The 15,251-nt window shown below is 69.6% G+C and carries 14 protein-coding genes; 2 read left to right on the top strand and 12 right to left on the bottom strand.

Annotation, left to right across the window (positions count from 1 at the left end):
• Positions 1-44: 44 nt before the first annotated feature.
• The 6 genes from DMB42_RS42130 to DMB42_RS42110 all read right to left on the bottom strand — a co-directional run bounded on the left by DMB42_RS42130 (position 45) and on the right by DMB42_RS42110 (position 6,838).
• Entirely contained in the window at positions 45-890 is an 846-nt protein-coding gene (locus tag DMB42_RS42130) for a carbohydrate ABC transporter permease (RefSeq protein WP_125644921.1), read from the bottom strand.
• Entirely contained in the window at positions 887-1,831 is a 945-nt protein-coding gene (locus DMB42_RS42125) for a carbohydrate ABC transporter permease (protein WP_125644919.1), read from the bottom strand. Before DMB42_RS42125 ends, DMB42_RS42130 begins: the two co-directional genes overlap by 4 nt.
• Before the next feature lie 103 nt (positions 1,832-1,934).
• The gene (locus DMB42_RS42120; RefSeq protein WP_125644917.1) at positions 1,935-3,233 is read right to left on the bottom strand and encodes an ABC transporter substrate-binding protein; all 1,299 of its coding nucleotides are present in this window, start codon (positions 3,231-3,233) and stop codon (positions 1,935-1,937) included.
• 402 nt (positions 3,234-3,635) lie between these two features.
• The gene (locus DMB42_RS42115) at positions 3,636-4,811 is read right to left on the bottom strand and encodes an ROK family transcriptional regulator (protein WP_185845147.1); all 1,176 of its coding nucleotides are present in this window, start codon (positions 4,809-4,811) and stop codon (positions 3,636-3,638) included.
• A 202-nt stretch (positions 4,812-5,013) separates the two neighbouring features.
• Positions 5,014-5,157, bottom strand: a complete 144-nt coding sequence (locus tag DMB42_RS56495) for a hypothetical protein (RefSeq protein WP_396985391.1) — start codon at positions 5,155-5,157, stop codon at positions 5,014-5,016.
• A 148-nt stretch (positions 5,158-5,305) separates the two neighbouring features.
• Positions 5,306-6,838: an MFS transporter gene (locus DMB42_RS42110; protein WP_125644913.1), complete on the bottom strand. Its 1,533-nt coding sequence runs from the start codon at positions 6,836-6,838 to the stop codon at positions 5,306-5,308.
• Between the two features lie 437 nt (positions 6,839-7,275).
• On the opposite strand from DMB42_RS42110, the gene DMB42_RS42105 reads away from it, so the two are divergent.
• Positions 7,276-7,908, top strand: coding sequence for a TetR/AcrR family transcriptional regulator (locus DMB42_RS42105; RefSeq protein ID WP_260478258.1), 633 nt, complete (start codon positions 7,276-7,278; stop codon positions 7,906-7,908).
• Positions 7,909-7,944: 36 nt separating this feature from the next.
• Here the strand turns inward: DMB42_RS42105 and DMB42_RS42100 are convergent, their stop codons facing one another.
• A complete protein-coding gene (locus DMB42_RS42100; RefSeq protein WP_185845146.1) occupies positions 7,945-8,403 on the bottom strand; it encodes a cyclase family protein in 459 nt (152 codons plus the stop codon).
• A 158-nt stretch (positions 8,404-8,561) separates the two neighbouring features.
• On the opposite strand from DMB42_RS42100, the gene DMB42_RS42095 reads away from it, so the two are divergent.
• Positions 8,562-9,041 carry a TetR/AcrR family transcriptional regulator gene (locus DMB42_RS42095; protein ID WP_125644907.1) on the top strand — a complete coding sequence of 160 codons (480 nt, stop codon included), beginning with the start codon at positions 8,562-8,564 and terminating at the stop codon, positions 9,039-9,041.
• Positions 9,042-9,257: 216 nt separating this feature from the next.
• Here the strand turns inward: DMB42_RS42095 and DMB42_RS42090 are convergent, their stop codons facing one another.
• The 5 genes from DMB42_RS42090 to DMB42_RS42070 all read right to left on the bottom strand — a co-directional run bounded on the left by DMB42_RS42090 (position 9,258) and on the right by DMB42_RS42070 (position 15,185).
• Positions 9,258-9,971: a GNAT family N-acetyltransferase gene (locus tag DMB42_RS42090; protein ID WP_125645118.1), complete on the bottom strand. Its 714-nt coding sequence runs from the start codon at positions 9,969-9,971 to the stop codon at positions 9,258-9,260.
• Positions 9,972-10,449: 478 nt separating this feature from the next.
• Complete coding sequence (gene menC, locus DMB42_RS42085) at positions 10,450-11,556, bottom strand: o-succinylbenzoate synthase (protein ID WP_125644905.1); 1,107 nt, start codon at positions 11,554-11,556, stop codon at positions 10,450-10,452.
• Positions 11,553-12,296, bottom strand: a complete 744-nt coding sequence (locus tag DMB42_RS42080) for a GNAT family N-acetyltransferase (RefSeq protein WP_125644904.1) — start codon at positions 12,294-12,296, stop codon at positions 11,553-11,555. Before DMB42_RS42080 ends, menC begins: the two co-directional genes overlap by 4 nt.
• A complete protein-coding gene (locus DMB42_RS42075) occupies positions 12,280-13,833 on the bottom strand; it encodes a CdaR family transcriptional regulator (protein WP_125644902.1) in 1,554 nt (517 codons plus the stop codon). Before DMB42_RS42075 ends, DMB42_RS42080 begins: the two co-directional genes overlap by 17 nt.
• Positions 13,830-15,185, bottom strand: coding sequence for an amidohydrolase family protein (locus DMB42_RS42070; RefSeq protein WP_260478257.1), 1,356 nt, complete (start codon positions 15,183-15,185; stop codon positions 13,830-13,832). The genes DMB42_RS42075 and DMB42_RS42070 overlap by 4 nt, the downstream gene beginning before the upstream one ends.
• Positions 15,186-15,251 lie beyond the last annotated feature (66 nt).

Raw genomic sequence — 15,251 nt, 5'->3', positions numbered from 1 at the left:
TGCCTTGTCCGTTCTGAGGTGTGCAGAAGATGCCTGGAGCGCGGCTATTTGACGGCGCCTGCAGTCAGACCGCTGCGCCAGAAGCGCTGCAGCGCGACGAAGGCAACGAGCAGGGGGAGCAGCGAGACGAACGCTCCGGTGATCGGGAGCATCGGGGAGACGCCGTTGGCGAACTCTGAGCGCCACTGGACCAGACCGACGGTGACCGGCAGTTTGGATGCGTCGTTGAGCATGAGCGAGGGAAGCAGATAGTTGTTCCAGACGCTGACGAACTGGAACAGGAAGATTGTCACCAGCGCGGGCGCCATCACGGGCATCGCGATGCGGAAGAAGGTCCGCTTCTCGCTGGCGCCGTCGATGCGCGCGGCCTCCAGCAGTTCGTCGGGGACGGAGGCCGAGGCGTAGACGCGCGAAAGGTAGACGCCGAACGGGCTGACGAAGCTGGGGAGCAGGACGGCCCAGTAGCTGTCGGTGAGCCGGAGTTGAGCCAGCATCAGGAACAGCGGCAGGGCGAGCATCGGCGCCGGGATCAGCACCGAGGCCAGGATCGTGTTGAAGACCGTCTCCCGGCCTCGGAACCGGTACTTGGCCAGGGCGAAGCCCGCCATGACCGACAACAGTGTGCTGACCCCTGCGCCGACCAGGCTGTAGAGCGCGCTGTTGGCGAGCCAGGAGGAGAAGATCCCGTCCTGGAAGGAGAAGACGCGGCCGAGATTGTCACCGAGGTCGAAGTGGGAGAACCAGAGTGGGTTCCCACGGTGAAGATAGCCCTCGCCCTTGGTCGCCGAGACGAACAGCCACCACAACGGGATGAGGGTGTAGAGGGCCATCAGGCCGAGCAGTGCGTTGACGGCCAGGCGGCCGGCGAGCGGGCTGCGGGTGCTGGTCATGCGTCGGCCATCCTTCGCTGCGTGAACTTCAGGAACCCGAAGGAGAGAACCAGCGTCATGAGGGCCAGCAGCACCGACTCAGCAGCGGCCAGGTTCGGGTCCGCCTGGGAGGCGGTGAGTGTGGTGTTCATGATCGGGCTGAACTTGTTGGAGGCGCCCGGGATCCGTGCGGCGGCGAGCACGGCCGGCTCGGTGTAGAGCTGGGCGGTGCCGATGACGGAGAAAACCGTCGTCAGCACGAGGGCGGGCCACACCATCGGGATCTTGACGTACCAGGCCAGCCGCCAGCCGGTGCAGTTGTCGAGGGTGGCGGCTTCGAGCACCTCGCCGGGCACGGCCTGCAGCGCCGAGTAGATGATCAGCATGTTGTAGCCGGTCCAGCCCCAGGTGATCATGTTGCCGATCGACACCGGGATCCAGTCGGCCGACAGGAAGTCGGCGTGGACGCCGATCGCCGCCAGCGGCCCGGTGAACGGCGAGAGGTTCTTCACCAGCAGGAACGACCACATCACCACGGCGATCGCCCCGGGCAGCGCATAGGGCAGGAAGAAGGTCAGCCGGAACATCTTCCGGAGCCGGGCCGAGCGAGAGTCCAGCAGCAGCGCGAGGCCGAGGGCCAGCCCGAGCATCACCGGCACCTGGACGACGCCCAGCAGCGCCACCCGGCCCAGCGAGGCCATGAAGTCGCCGTCCTGGAGAGCGCGAGAGAAGTTTCCGAACCCGGCGAAGTGCGTGGTCTGACCGCCGCCGAACAGGCCCTGACGGCGGACCTGGAAGAAGCTCTGGTAGATGGCGTAACCGATCGGCGCGAGCATCATCGTGGTGAACAGGATGCCGAACGGGGCCAGGAATCCGGCGGCGTAGCGTGCGGTCCGGCGGCTGCGGCCAGCTGTCACGGGCGTGGGCGCCGGTGCAGGCGGTGTTGTTGTCTGGGTGCTCATGGTCTTCCTCGCGCGGTTGCGGTACGGAGGGGGCGGTTCCGCGGTGCCGCCCCCTCAAGCCGGCACTGCGGAACCCTCGGACGACGTGGTGTCACGTCGGGCATCAGCTGCCGGACACGGAGAGCCCGAGACTCTTGATCTTGTCGATCGTCTTCTGCTGGACCGTGGTCGTCGCCTGTGCGTAGCCGCCCTTGCCGATGGCGTCCGAGTAATCGGCCTCGACCTGGCCGAAGGTCGGCCCGACGACCCAGGTGGCGGGGATGTTCGCCGCGGATTCCTTGAAGACGTCGTAGATCTTCTGGCCGCCGAAGTACGGGTCGCCCTGCGACAGCAGAGGGTTCTCCAGGCCGGTCTTGGACGCCGGGTACAGGCCGCCGACCGTGATGCCGGTGCTCACCGCTTCCGGGTCGCTGGACAGGAAGGCGGCGAACTGCTCGGCCTCCTTCGGGGTCTTGCAGCCGGTCAGCACGGAGGTGGCGGAGCCGCCGGAGTTCGCGCTGGTGTGATCGCCGGCGGTCCAGGTCGGCAGCGGGGCCACGGCCCACTTGCCGGCGAGATCCTTGAGGTCACCTTTGATGCCCGCGGCCGCCCAGGAGGCGTTCACGAAGGTCATGACCTGGCCCGCCTCGGACGCCTTGTCGAAGTTCGGGTCCCAGGCGTTGCCGTTGTTCATCACCAGCTTCTTGTCCTTCAGGCCCTGCCAGTACGTGGCGACCTGCTGGGTGCCGGGATTGTCGATGGAGACCTGCCAGGCGCCGCCCTGCGTGCCGAACCAGGACTTGCCGGTCTGCCAGGTCAGCGCGGCCATGTCGTAGGCGTCCTGGGGCGCGGTGCCGAAGGCGACGGCGGGGTCGGCCGCGTGCACCTTGGCGGCGTCCGCGGCGTACTCGTCCCAGGTCGCGGGGGGCTTCGCGATGCCGAACTTGCGGAACAGGTCGGTGCGGTAGTAGAGGGCCATCGGCCCGATGTCGACCGGGAGGCCGTACACCTTGCCGTCGGCCGACGACGCCGCGACGGTCCAGTCCAGGTACTTGCCGGTGTCGCTGGACGCGTACGGGGTGATGTCCATCAGCGCGTTCTTGACCAGCATCGACGGGATGTCGTTGTAGGTGACCTGAGCCAGGCACGGCGCCTTGCCCGCGGTGATCGCGTTGGTCATCTGGTCGTAACCGCCCTTGGCGCCGGACGGAATCTGCTTGAACGTCACCTTGATGTCCGGGTGGGCGGCGTTCCACTGAGCGGTGATCTTGTCGTAGCCCGGGGCCCAGCCCCAGAACTCCATCGACACCGGCCCGCTCGGAGCTGCCGCATCGTCGGCCGAGCCGGAGCTGGAACAGCCGGCCACCAGCAGGGCCAGGGAGAGGAACGCCGCACCGGCGGCTCTGGACGCGGAGGTGCGCATGGGGGGACTTCCTTTGCAGAGAGTGAATTGGAACGCGATCGGGAAGCCGGCCGGAGGACGCGGCGAACAGTCGCATTCGGGAATTGTCGAGGGTTGTTCGGCAGGTCGAGGGAGAGGCGGTCACTACCCGTGCACCCCGGTTCTCCGGCTCGACTCAGCAGCATTGATTTCGGGCGCGGGTCCCCAGGCCACCGTTCCGACCTGCTGGTTCAGGAGAGATGAGGCGCGGCGGAGAACCACCCGTCCGATATTCGGGCGGATGACATGAAGGTTCAGGCGGATTATCCGGCACGGGAATTCATGGTTTGCGGCAGCCCCGGCCGCCACCGCATACCCAAGCTTTATCGACCGCGCATGGCGGCTCCGGGATTTCGCCTGGCGAAGGCGGAACCGGTTGGGGACTCAGGACAGCCGGGCACGGACGCTCTCCCTGATGACCAGACAGGCGGCGCCCCGCGCCCACAATGTCTCGCTGGCCTGATCTACCTTGATCACACAGTCGCGGGCGGCAGAGGAGACGGCGTGGCGCTCCAGGGCTCTCGTCATTGCTGGGCCGAAGTGGTCGTAGGCCACCACGCCTTCGCCCGCGATCACGATCAGTCCCGGGTTGAGCAGGTTGCACAGGCAGGCCAGTCCGCGCCCCAACGCGGCCCCGGCCACGGCGAACGCGTCGAGCGCGGCCTGCCGCTCGGGTTCCGTCCCCGAGCGCGCGAGCTCGGCGACGGCATCATAATCCGCCTCGGGACGGCCGCCGAGCTCCCGGAACGTCCGCAGCACCGCATCGGAGGAGGCAAGCGCCTCCACGCAGCCGCGGTTGCCGCAGGCGCACTCCGGCCCGTTGGGCTCGATGGGCAGATGCCCGAACTCGACGGCCAGTCCGCCGGCACCGGAGTGGAGGACTCCGTGCAGCATGAGCGCACCGCCGACACCGCGCCCGACCGAGATCACCGCGAACGAGTCGACGTCCCGGCCCTCACCGAACCAGCGCTCGGCGATGACCAGGGCGTTGACGTCGTTGTTCACCACCACCGGAAGCCCGGTGGCCGCGCTGAGCGGAGCGGCGATCGGGACATCCGTCCAGCCGAGCCGCACCGCCGAGCGGCACACCCCGCCCGCCGCGTAGACGTGACCGCCGACGCCGACCCCGATGCCCAGCACCTTCGCCTTGGCGGACGGCGCCCCGGCGATCAGGCGGCCGGTCAACTCCGCCGCCACCGAGAGGACATGAGCCGGTTCCACGGAGTCGAGCGCCTGCTCCAGACGCAGCAGCGGACGGGCTCCGAGGTCGGTGAGCACAGCCGCGACATGGGTGCGCGCGATCTGGATCCCGACAACCAGGTGCTGCTCGGTGTTGACCCGCAGCAGGCGCTGGGGCCGCCCCAGCCCCGCCGCGCTCTGCTGTCCGGTCTCGCTCAGGTAGCCGCCCTCGATCAGCGGCGACAGCAGCCGGGTCACCGTGGAGGGCGACAACCCGAGCCGCTGTGCGATCACCGTCCGGGAGATCGGCCCGGCGGTGAGCACCTGCGCGAAGATCTCGGCTCCCGTCTGGTCCGGGACCAGAGTCGTCAACGCGTTCACGTCGTACCCCATCTCATGACTGCACGCACTGCGTCGCCCAGAGTCTGGCGGACATATTTTCTTGAGTCAAGAAAATAAGTGGGTCAACGTGATCCCGGCCTTGGGAGCAATGGAACGGGAGCCTTCTCGCCGGGTAGCCCCGGTGCATTGCTGCACCGGGGCCCCCTCAGAACCGTGCGTGCCACTCGTCGCGGCACACGGCTCAAGCAAGCCGCGAAGGGCGGTTCAGGTGTGCTGTGCTGGGCTCCTGCGCAGGCGTGAGCTCGGCGCCACCGAGATGGACGAGCATCTCGCGCAGAGCGTCCCGGGCGGTGCGCGCCGATTCGGGCACCGCGAAGGCGGCCACCCGAGCGGTCCGGCGGTCCGGCCCAGCGCAAGGCCCCGCCGCGAGTACGAGAACGGGGTAGACGTCCTCGCGCCGACCGGACCTTGATGAGCCCGTCCGACGACGTGTTCATGGAGCCGACGGTCCGTGACGCCTATCGGAGGACCGGTCAGGTGCGGGTGCTGGGCCGCCGCAGCACCGTGGCCACCAGGAGCGCGCCCGCCGCTGCCAGTGCCGCGCAGACGACGGCCAGGATACGGGTCTCGTGTGCGAAGGCGGCAAAGGCGCTGTCGCGCACGGCCGCCGCGACCAAGTGCGGAAGATCCACAGCGAGGTCGACGGCACCGCCGAGGGTGGCAGCTGCCGCCTCCAGTTGTTGCGGGTCGAGTGAGTCGGGGGCCGTCGCGGTGACGTCGGCCCGATAGAGGGCGGCGCCGATGCTGCCGAGGATCGCGATGCCGAGGGCCCCGCCGAACTCGGCGGAGGTTTCGGCCATCGCGGAGGCGGCTCCGGCTCGTTCGGGCGGAGCGGCGGAGACGATCACCTCGGTGACAACGGCGGAGACGGCGGCGATGCCGATCGAGACGATCCCCATGCCTGTGACGATGTGCAGGGAACCGCTGTGCGCGCCGGTGAAGGCGAGCTGGATGAACCCGGCGACGGCAATGGTCAGTCCGGCGGCGATCACCCGGTCCTTCCCGAGGCGTGGAGCGGCCATGGTGGCAAGTGCGATGCCGACCGGCATGACGAGGAAGGTGGGCAGTGTCCACAGGGCTGCCGTGAACGGCTCCATGCCGAGGACCAGCTGCAGGAACTGCCAGCTGAACAGGGAGAAGCCGACCATGCCGAAGGTGGCGAGTGCGTCGATGCCGAGCGCCACGCTGAAGCGGCGCTCACGGAAGAGCCCCAGGTCGAACATCGGGTGGGGGCTCCGGCGCTGGTGGCGCAGGAAGACGTAACCGAAGGCGAGCCCGGCGGCCAGGGACAGCAGTGCCGGAGTGCCGAAACCGTGTTCCGCACCTGACTTGATGCCGTAGATCACGCCCAGGACGGCAAGGAGCGAGAGGACGGCCCCGGCGAGGTCGAAGCGGCCGGGAGAGGGGTCGCGGAACTCGGGCAGCAATAGCGGGCCGAGGACGAGCAGCAGCGCCATCACGGGGGTGTTCACCAGGAATACCGAGCCCCACCAGAAGTGGTTCAGGAGGAGGCCGCCGATGATCGGGCCGAGTATCGCGCCGCCGGCGAAGCCGGCCGTCCACACGCCGACGGCGGTGCTGCGCTGCTTCTCGTCGGAGAACATGGCGCGGATCAGGGAGAGGGTGGACGGGGCCAGCGTGGCACCCGCGACGCCGAGCAGCATCCGGGCGGCGATGAGCGTCTGCGGGGTGGTGGAGAACGCAGCGAGGGCGGAGGCGAGACCGAAGGCCACTGCTCCGCCGAGCAGGACGCGGCGGCGACCGAAGCGGTCGCCGAGGGTGCCCATGGTGATCAGCAGGCCGGCCAGCATGAAGCCGTAGCCGTCCATGATCCAGAGCAGTTCGGAGCTGCTTGGCCGGAGGTCGGCGGTCAGGGTCGGAAGCGTGGTGAACATGATGGACATGTCCATCGACACCAGCACGCAGGGCAGGACGAGGACGGCCAGGCCCGCCCACTGTCTGCGTCCGGCCCGCGCGGGCACGCGGTCCCTCACTGTCCCGTTCATCAGTTCTGCCTCGTTCTCTCTGCTCATGGATCTGTGCGTCGGCCGTGATTCACCACACGCGAAGGGCTCGCTCCGAACCTGTGAGTACAGCATACGCATGAGTGTGGAAAATCAAAAAAGGCTTAAAGCCTCTAGGCAGGAGCTATGAATCCCGTTGCGCTAGAATTTCGTCACGGTCCGACGGCGTGACGAAAAGGGAGGTCGGGATGGCGGCGGAAGGAGGCGGCGGCAGCGGCACCGAGGGCGGTGCGCGGTGCGCTTGCTGCGGCACGTCGTTCGAACACGCGGGGCGGGGACGTCCGCGCAAGTACTGCTCACGTGCCTGCCAGGCCCGCGCGTACCGGGCCCGCCGCGCGGGACACGACGAACCGGACGGGCGCCCCGGCCTTCCAGGGCCGGACACTGGCCCGCCCCCTCATACCGAGTCCCCCCTCTCCGTGGACCGGATCGTGAGCGCCGGGATCGAGATCGCGGACACCGAGGGGCTGGACGCGCTGTCAATGCGCCGGGTGGCAGAGGCTCTGGGGGCAGCGACCATGTCCCTCTACCGGCACGTCCCGTCCAAGGACGAACTGCTCGCACGCATGGTGGAGGCCGCACAGAACGAGGCGCCTCCGCCGCAGACCCCGGCGGACGGCTGGCGGGAAGGGCTGAGGCGGGCAGCCCGGCGCGACTGGGAGCTCTACCTCCGCCACCCCTGGATCCTGCCGCAGGTCATGATCTCCACCCATGGGCGGCTCGGTCGGGCAGTGGCCGCCGAAAGCGAGAGCGCGCTCGCCTCCTTCGACGGACTCGGCCTGGAACCGGCGGAAGCGTTCCGCCACATGTTCACCTTCGCCTCGTACGTACAGGGGGTTGCCCTCACTCTGGTCGCGAGTGAAGCCCCCACCGGGCCCGCCACACCCCTTGGCCCTCCGGACGACTTCTCCGACTTCCCTCGCCTCGCCAGGGCCATGGCCGCGGGTGCCCAGCCCTGGGATCTGGAAGCCCAGTTCACCGCGGGCCTGGAAACCGTCCTGGACGGCATTGCCGCCGCCTTGGCGCGCGGAGGTGGGCACGCCGATTCCTGACCGGCTCCTGCCGTGACCCAAGCAGGCCGGCGCCCGTCACGCCAACGCTGGGGGCGCCTCCTGCTCGTAGAGCTCGGGGAGTGCGTGCCAGATTCCGCGACCCCGGCGAGATCCGGAAGAGAGGGCCTGGGCGAGGTGGCGGCCGATCTCGGTGCCGTCGGTGTCGCGCGCTTCCCACAGCGTCGGCGGCTTGGTCATTTGATCGCCACCGCCCCTTCGGGAGAGCCGACTGCACCGGTGATCGGCAGCGGTGTGGCGGCGAGCAGGAACTCGTGGCGTCCGTCCTCGGCGCAGTCCGGGTGCTGGACCGCCGGCGTAGTCGCCCCACTGGCCCCGGCGGACGGTCAGGTGGCCGGTGCGCACCAGCAGCGCGTCCCCGGGCCGCACGGTGCTGCCCTGGGCGGTCAGCACGCCGTCGAGGTCGGCGGCCGTGATCGCATGGCCGGGCTCCAGGCTGGTGACGCCGTGGTACGCGGGCAGGTTCCACCAGGACACCGCGCAGGACCAGACGGTCGCTCCAATGCTGGATGCCGTCGCGGACCGCGCCGTTGGAACTGTGCTCGGCGGCGCTGTAGCCGTTCCACATCCGGCCCTTGTGGAAGATATGCGAGAGGGCGTCCCACTGAGTGCCGCACTGCGTCCCCATCACGATCATGTCGATCGCACGACGCGCCGGGGTCCACGAAACGTCGATCTACCGCCGCTGGGGCTCCCCCGAGCAACTGTTCGTCGACGCCATGCTCAGCTACAGCAAGCAGGAGCTCCCGGTCCCCGACACCGGGACGCTGCGCGGCGACTTGATCGCCCTCGCCCGCTCGGTAACCGCCTACCTCACCACACCGCTCGGCACAGCGCTGGCGCGCTCGATGGCCGCCTCCGACGACGATCCGGCCCTGACCGCCAGTCGAGCACAGTTCTGGGACTCCCGTTTCGAACTCGCACGCGTCGTCATCGATCGCGCCGTAGTCCGTGGGGAACTACCCACAGGCACCGACGCGGCGCTGGCCCTCGAACTCCTCATCGCCCCCCTGCATTTCCGAACGCTGCTCTCCCGCCGACCGATCGACGACCACCTCGTCGAGCAGACGGTCGACACCCTCTTGCGCGGACTGAGCCAGGACCGGCCGACGTAGCAGCGCTGACGGCGGGTTCCCGGCGGCGGCTAGGCAAACGACGGGAGGCAGCACCCCTCGAACAGGTCCTGAAGGGCCCGACTCACGCGCCGTACGCCGCAAAGACCGCGACAGGTCCGCCCCGTCAGCGGTGTCGGTCCCAGTCAAGCCCGCGTCGTCCCGGCTCACAAGCCGCCCCGCGCCGAGACCGACACTCCTTCCGACGTCATGGAACGTTCAGTCCGGCGAGATGACGTCCCATGTACCGAATCGTGTCAGGCCGGCTGACTCGGCCACTGCCACCGAGGCGTAATTATCGAACTGGCAGCGGTACTGAGGTTCGTGGTTCCGCGCGAGGGCGTGCCGGGAGATCGCCCGTACGAGGCGCCGGGCGTGGCCCTGGCCTCGGTAGGACGGGAGAGTCAGGACGCCGAGGTCGGCCAGCGGAGCGCCGTTCCATGGGTATGTGCTTGCCACGGACACCAGCCGTTCGTCCTCGAACGCGCCGTAAACGGCCCAATGGTCCAGTTCTACGTAGGCGTCGTCGAGGTCCTGTTCCGATGCGGCTTCCTGGAACCGCTGGAATGCCTGGGCATCTGCCTTGGTGAGCGGGCGGATGGAGGGGACATCCGGTTCGCCGAGCAGTGTTTCCCGGTTCTTGTCGGTGAAGTAGAACAGGTTGTCAGCTCCGTGCAGCGCGATGCCGGACTCCTCCAAGCGTCGCCGGAAGCCCGCCTCGTCGACCGGCTGCCCTTCTTCCAGGGCCATGGTCGCGGCGATAGCCGGGATGAGCAGTACGCGCGTCCTTCCGTCGGTCGTGGTGAGAATGGTGAGCTGTTCGTCCTCCTCCAAGGCGGCATCAACGGTGACGCCGAAAACGTCGTCGCCGCAGAGGAGTCGGCTTGTCGGTGACGGGCTCAGCCAGAAGTCGGTGATGGCGGCAGGGAACACGGTCGTGGCTTTCTGTTTCGTCGCGGTCGTTTGGTGTCTGGATGATGCCATGAATGGTCGTACGGCCGGACGTGTCCCGGTTCAGAAGTATTTGATGGGCTGACCGGGCGGGCGGTGACGGTGAAACCACGGCTCTGATACGGACCGAGGGCGCCGGCGGGGTTCTCGGCGGCGCCCTCGGGCACGGCGTGGCTCAGGCCGTCGGCCCGTAAGGCCCGCAGCACGCGGGCCGGGATGGCGCGAGCCGGGTTGTGTTCTCGCGCCTCCCGTGCGTGGCCCTGCGCTACCCGGCCCGCACCGTCGTCGGGGTGCGGGCTAGTGTGATCGCCTTGGGCGGTGGCCACCTCCGCAGGTGACGGGGGGCGGCCATGGTGCAGCTTGGGAGCGGGGCGGCCGAGGAGGGGAGCCACAGGCGGGCGGCGCCTTGACGACTACGCGGGTGGATGCCGCGTCCAAGTCAAGGGGCCCGCGACGTGGCTCAGGGGGTGATCCACTCGGTGGAGGTGGTCAGCCGGGCCAGGGAGGCGGGGTCCGGCGTGATGCCGATGCCGGGAGCTGTCGGCACTTCGAGGTGGCCGTCGGCGAGGGAGAAGGGCTCCGTGATGTCTTGGGTGTAGTAGCGCGCGGTGGCGCTGATGTCGCCGGGCAGCTGGAATCCAGGCAAGGAGGCGAGGGCGAGGTTGGCGGCCCGGCCGAGGCCGGTCTCGAGCATGCCGCCGCACCAGACGGGCACACCGTGGGCCTGCGCGACATCGTGGACGCGCCGGGCTTCCAGGTAGCCGCCGACCCTGCCGGGCTTGATGTTGATGACCGAGCAGGCCCCCTGCCGCAGGGCGGTGGCGGCGTCGCGGGCGGAGGTGATGCTCTCATCCAGGCAGAGCGGCGTCTCCATCGCCGCGGCCAGCCGCGCGTGCGAGTGCAGATCCTCGGGCGGGAAGGGCTGCTCGACCAGCAGCAGCCCGAACTCGTCCAGCCCACGCAGATGCCGGATGTCACCCGGGCGGTAAGCTGTGTTCGCATCCACGGTCAATGGCACGGACGACCCGAACGTCTCCCGGACCGCCCGGACCGGCTCGATGTCCCAACCCGGCTCGATCTTCAGCTTTATCCGCAGATATCCGGCGGTGAGGTACCTGTCCACCAGGCCCAGCAGCTCGTCGATCGTATCGGTGATCCCCACGGACACGCCCACGGGCACCCGGCGCCGCACGCCGCCGAGGTAGGTGCTCAGGCACATCCCCGTGGCCCGCAACGACGCGTCCAGCACGGCCGTCTCCACGGCCGACTTGGCCATCGGATGGCCCCTGAACCCGTCGAGCGCCACCGCGACCCCGGCCGGATCGAGTTCCCCCATCGCGAACAACTTGGGCAGGAAGAGCCGTCTGATCACGTCGGCGGCCCCGGTGAGGTATTCGGGGCTGTAGCTGGGTTCGTCGTCGGCCACGCACTCCGCCCAGCCCTCCCCGAGGCTGGTCTCCAGCCGCAGGACGAGCGCGTTGCGCACCGCTTGGGTGCCCAGCGAGGTCCGGAACGGGGTCACCAGGGGCAGGGACACGAAACGCAGCTCGGCGGCGCTCAGCTTCACGAGATCTCCAGGGGGTCGAGGAGGTACCAGCCGTCACGGGTGAACCCCGTCACCCGGTAGCCGGCCGCAAGGGCCGTGCCGAGGGAGTCCCGCAGGGCCGCCCGCCACGCGCGGGCGAGGCCCGGGTCGGTCTTGCGCAGCCCCTCGATGTCGGCGGGCGTGGCACAGCGTGCCGGCTCACCGGTGGGCGACGACGAGATCAGGTCCTCCGTGAGCAGGTCGACTCGGCGCACCTCCTGCGGCGGCTCCGGCGGGTCCGAGATCCATCGCACGAACAATCTGTCGGACGCGTCGCCTTCGTTGATGCCGTCACTCATCGCCCCGTAGAAGTCGGGCAGGTATGCCTCGGCGACGGCTCCCAGCTTGGTCAGATTGAAGTAGGCGTTGCGCCGGATCAACGGGTCGAACGTCCAGGTGATGTCATCGAGTTCGTGGCAGGCCGCCCAGGTCCGCTGGTGTCGTTTGAGCGCCATGCCGATGCCCTGGCCGTGCCTGCCGGGAGCGACCCCGGTGATGTGGGAGTGCAGGCCGCCGTCGGCGGAGCGGAATCCGACGGCCACGCCGACCAGGGCGTCCCCGTTGTAGGCGCCCGCCACGTAGCCGCCGGTGTAGGCCAGCGCGCGCATCATGTCCAGGGCCATGGGCGGCGCGCCGCAGGGCGTGCCCCACACCTCACGCAGCAGTTCGTCGGCCGCCCGCAGGTCGGGCAGCCGCACGAGGGACTCAATCCGCAGTTCCATGTCGTTCCGCATCTCCATGCGCGCCGTCGGGGCGCGGCGTCGGGTTTCGGTCGGGAGTACGGCGCAGCCTCAGCTGGATCACCAAGGCCAGCCGGGTGTCGGGATCGTCGAGGTCGACCAGTTCGCTGATCCGCCGCAGCCGGTAGCGCAGCGTGTTGGGGTGCAGCGACAACATCTCGGCGGCCCGCGGTACGTCGAAGTAGGAGGCGAACCACGCCCGCAGGCTGAGCAGGTATTCGGTGCCGTGCGTGGCGTCGTGCTCGGCCACCAGCGACAGCGGCTCCCCGGTCAGCACCGGACGACTCCGCAACGCCGTGCCCAGTTCCGCCAGCAGCAGCGCGGGGGCCAGGTCCTCGTACCTGCCGACGGCGCCGCGGCCGAACGGACCGTCGAGCACGCTCAGGACCGCCTCGGCTTGGCGCGCGCTCTCCGGCGCTCCGGCCAGCGCGCGCGCCGTCCGGCCGATGCCCGCCCGCGCGTCCGGACCGAGCCGGGAGAGGACGTCCTCGACGATCCGGCGCAGCAGCGGAGCGCCGGAGCCGGTGGCGACGACCGCGTACGCACGTCCCTCCACGACCCCGGCGACCGCTCTGATCCGGTAGGCGGAGAAGGCCGTCCGCAGCAGGCCGCCGGCGTGGATGGCATCTACAGGCCCGTCGTGGCGGCTGATCACGATGACTGTGACCGGCTGGTCCAGCTCCAAGCCCAGCGCGGCCGCGAGGTCCTCCAGCGGTCCCTGCCCGTTCAGCAGCGCGCCTAGTTGCTCGGCGCTGCGGCGCCGCACCTGGTCGGCGGCCAGGTTGTAGCGGGCCAGGTGAGGAGCCGCGGCGACGGCGGCCTCGGCCAGGATCTCCGCCGCGTCCGGGGCGAGCGGCTGGTCTCCCTCCACCGCCCAGATGGTCCCTATCGCATCCCCCCTGGCCCGTACGGCGATCGCCAGCCGGGGAAGGTATTCGGCGGGCACGTAGCTCCAGATCGCGGAGTCGGTGCGCAGGACCGCCGCGTACTCCTCGGCGTTGGTGGGGTGCGCGGGCACCCGGAGGCCGAGGATGCCGTCCCGCCGCAGGTCGTCGATCCGCTGGTCCTCGATCGTGGAGTAGGCGAGCACCCGCATGGACAGGTCCTCGATTGTCACCGCTCCGCCGATCCTGGCCGCGATCTGGTTGGCCAGCGCGAACAGGTCGCCAGGCTCTCCGGGGGCCGCGTGGCCCACTACGGCGAGCGTGGTGTCGATCAGCATGTAGAGCCGGCCCCAGGAGACAGTGGGCGCGGCCAGCAGCAGCGCAATGTCCGGCTCGCCGGCGACCGGATGCCTGGTGACGACCGCCGCGGCTCCCGCCTTCACCGCCCGCGCCACCAGGTCGGGCTCCGGATGTCCGGCCACCAGGAGCACCGCGCCCTCGATGAGCGGCTCGGAGGGGTCATAGATCACCGGGACGCTGACAGGCACGTCGGCGCCCGCGGGCAGCGCGACAGGCCGCACCACCTCGGGCCCCAGGCTCTCCAGCAGCATCTCCAGGCTCACCCGGCCGGTCATGGACGGTTGTGACGAAGGATGCGCCCGTGCCTCCCCCCGGTGAACTCGCCGTCCTCGATCACCGGACGGCCGGCCAGGAGGACGTATCGGACGCCGGTGGGCCGGACATCCGGCTTCTCATAGGTCCCGGCGTGACTGATCGTCCCGGGGTCGAACACCGTGATGTCCGCGATCGCCCCCGCTGCCAGCCAGCCGCGGTCCGCCAGTGCGAACTGCGCCGCCGTCGCGGAGGTCATCTTGCGGATCGCCTCCTGCAAGGGCACGACCGCGCCTTCGCGGACATGGGTTCCGAGGAAGCGCGGAAAGGTCCCGAACGTACGCGGATGGTTGGGGCCGATGGGCGGGCCGGAGTCCGAGCCGATGCTGACCAGCGGGTCGGCCATGATCTGCGCCACATCGTCTTCGTGCATCGTGTGGAACACCCCCTCGGCTTCGGGGTCGCCCGTGATCAGGTCGCACAGAGCGTCCCAGGGGTCACCGCCCAGGCCGGCCAGCGTTCTGCCGGCGATCGCCGGATCGCGGTGCACCAGGATGGTCACGTCGTCCGGATGGAGTTCGCGCCAGAACCCGGATCCGGTGCCCCGGGAGGGGTCTTCGGCGGCTTTCCGCAGCGCCGCTCTCGTGGCGGGCTCGCGCAGTCTGGCCAGCAGGGCGTCCTGGCCGCCCTCGCTCGCCTCGGGCGGGAGCACGGCTGTGAAGGAGGTGCAGAAGGCCTGGTACGGATACTGGTCACCGCGTACGTCCACGCCACCGCGGCGTGCCCTGGTCAACTTGCCGAGCAGCATGACCGAGGAACCGTGCACCGCCCGGCCCGAGGACTTGCAGTGGGAGATCTGCAACCTGATCCCGGCTGACCGGGCTACGTTGATCGCCTCGTCCAGCGCGTCCGCCAGCCCCTCGCTCTCGCTGCGCATGTGGGTGGCATAGGTGCCGTTCCAGCGTCTGGCCACGTATCCGAGGGCGATCAGCTCATCGATTCCGGCGAAGGCGCCGGGCACGTACTCCAGCCCGGAGGAGAAGCCGAACGCGCCCGCCGCGAAGGCCTGGCCGGCCAGGTCGAGCATCCGGTCCAGACCGCCCTCCGGGAGGTTGCGGTCCTGGCCGGCCACGGCCTCGCGCAGCGTGTTGTGCCCGACGAGCAGGGCGAGATTGTTGGTTGTCCCCGCCGCCTCGGCCGCGTCGAGATAGTCGCTCAGCGGTCCGCCGGAGTACCCGCAGTTTCCCGCTATCTCGGTGGTCACCCCCTGATACAGCTTGAACGGCTGCGCCTCGTCCAGGAACGGCACCTCGTCCGAGTGGCTGTGCGGATCGACGAACCCGGGGGCGACGGCCAGGCCGGCCACGTCGATCACGCGCCGACCGGCCAGACCGGGACCCACTCGGGCGACCCGTCCGTCGCACACGGCTACATCGGCGGT

Source organism: Nonomuraea sp. WAC 01424 (assembly GCF_003947315.1).
Lineage (GTDB): Bacteria > Actinomycetota > Actinomycetes > Streptosporangiales > Streptosporangiaceae > Nonomuraea > Nonomuraea spiralis.
The sequence above is the reverse complement of the archived record's forward strand: the minus strand, read 5'-3'. Positions and strand labels throughout refer to the sequence as shown.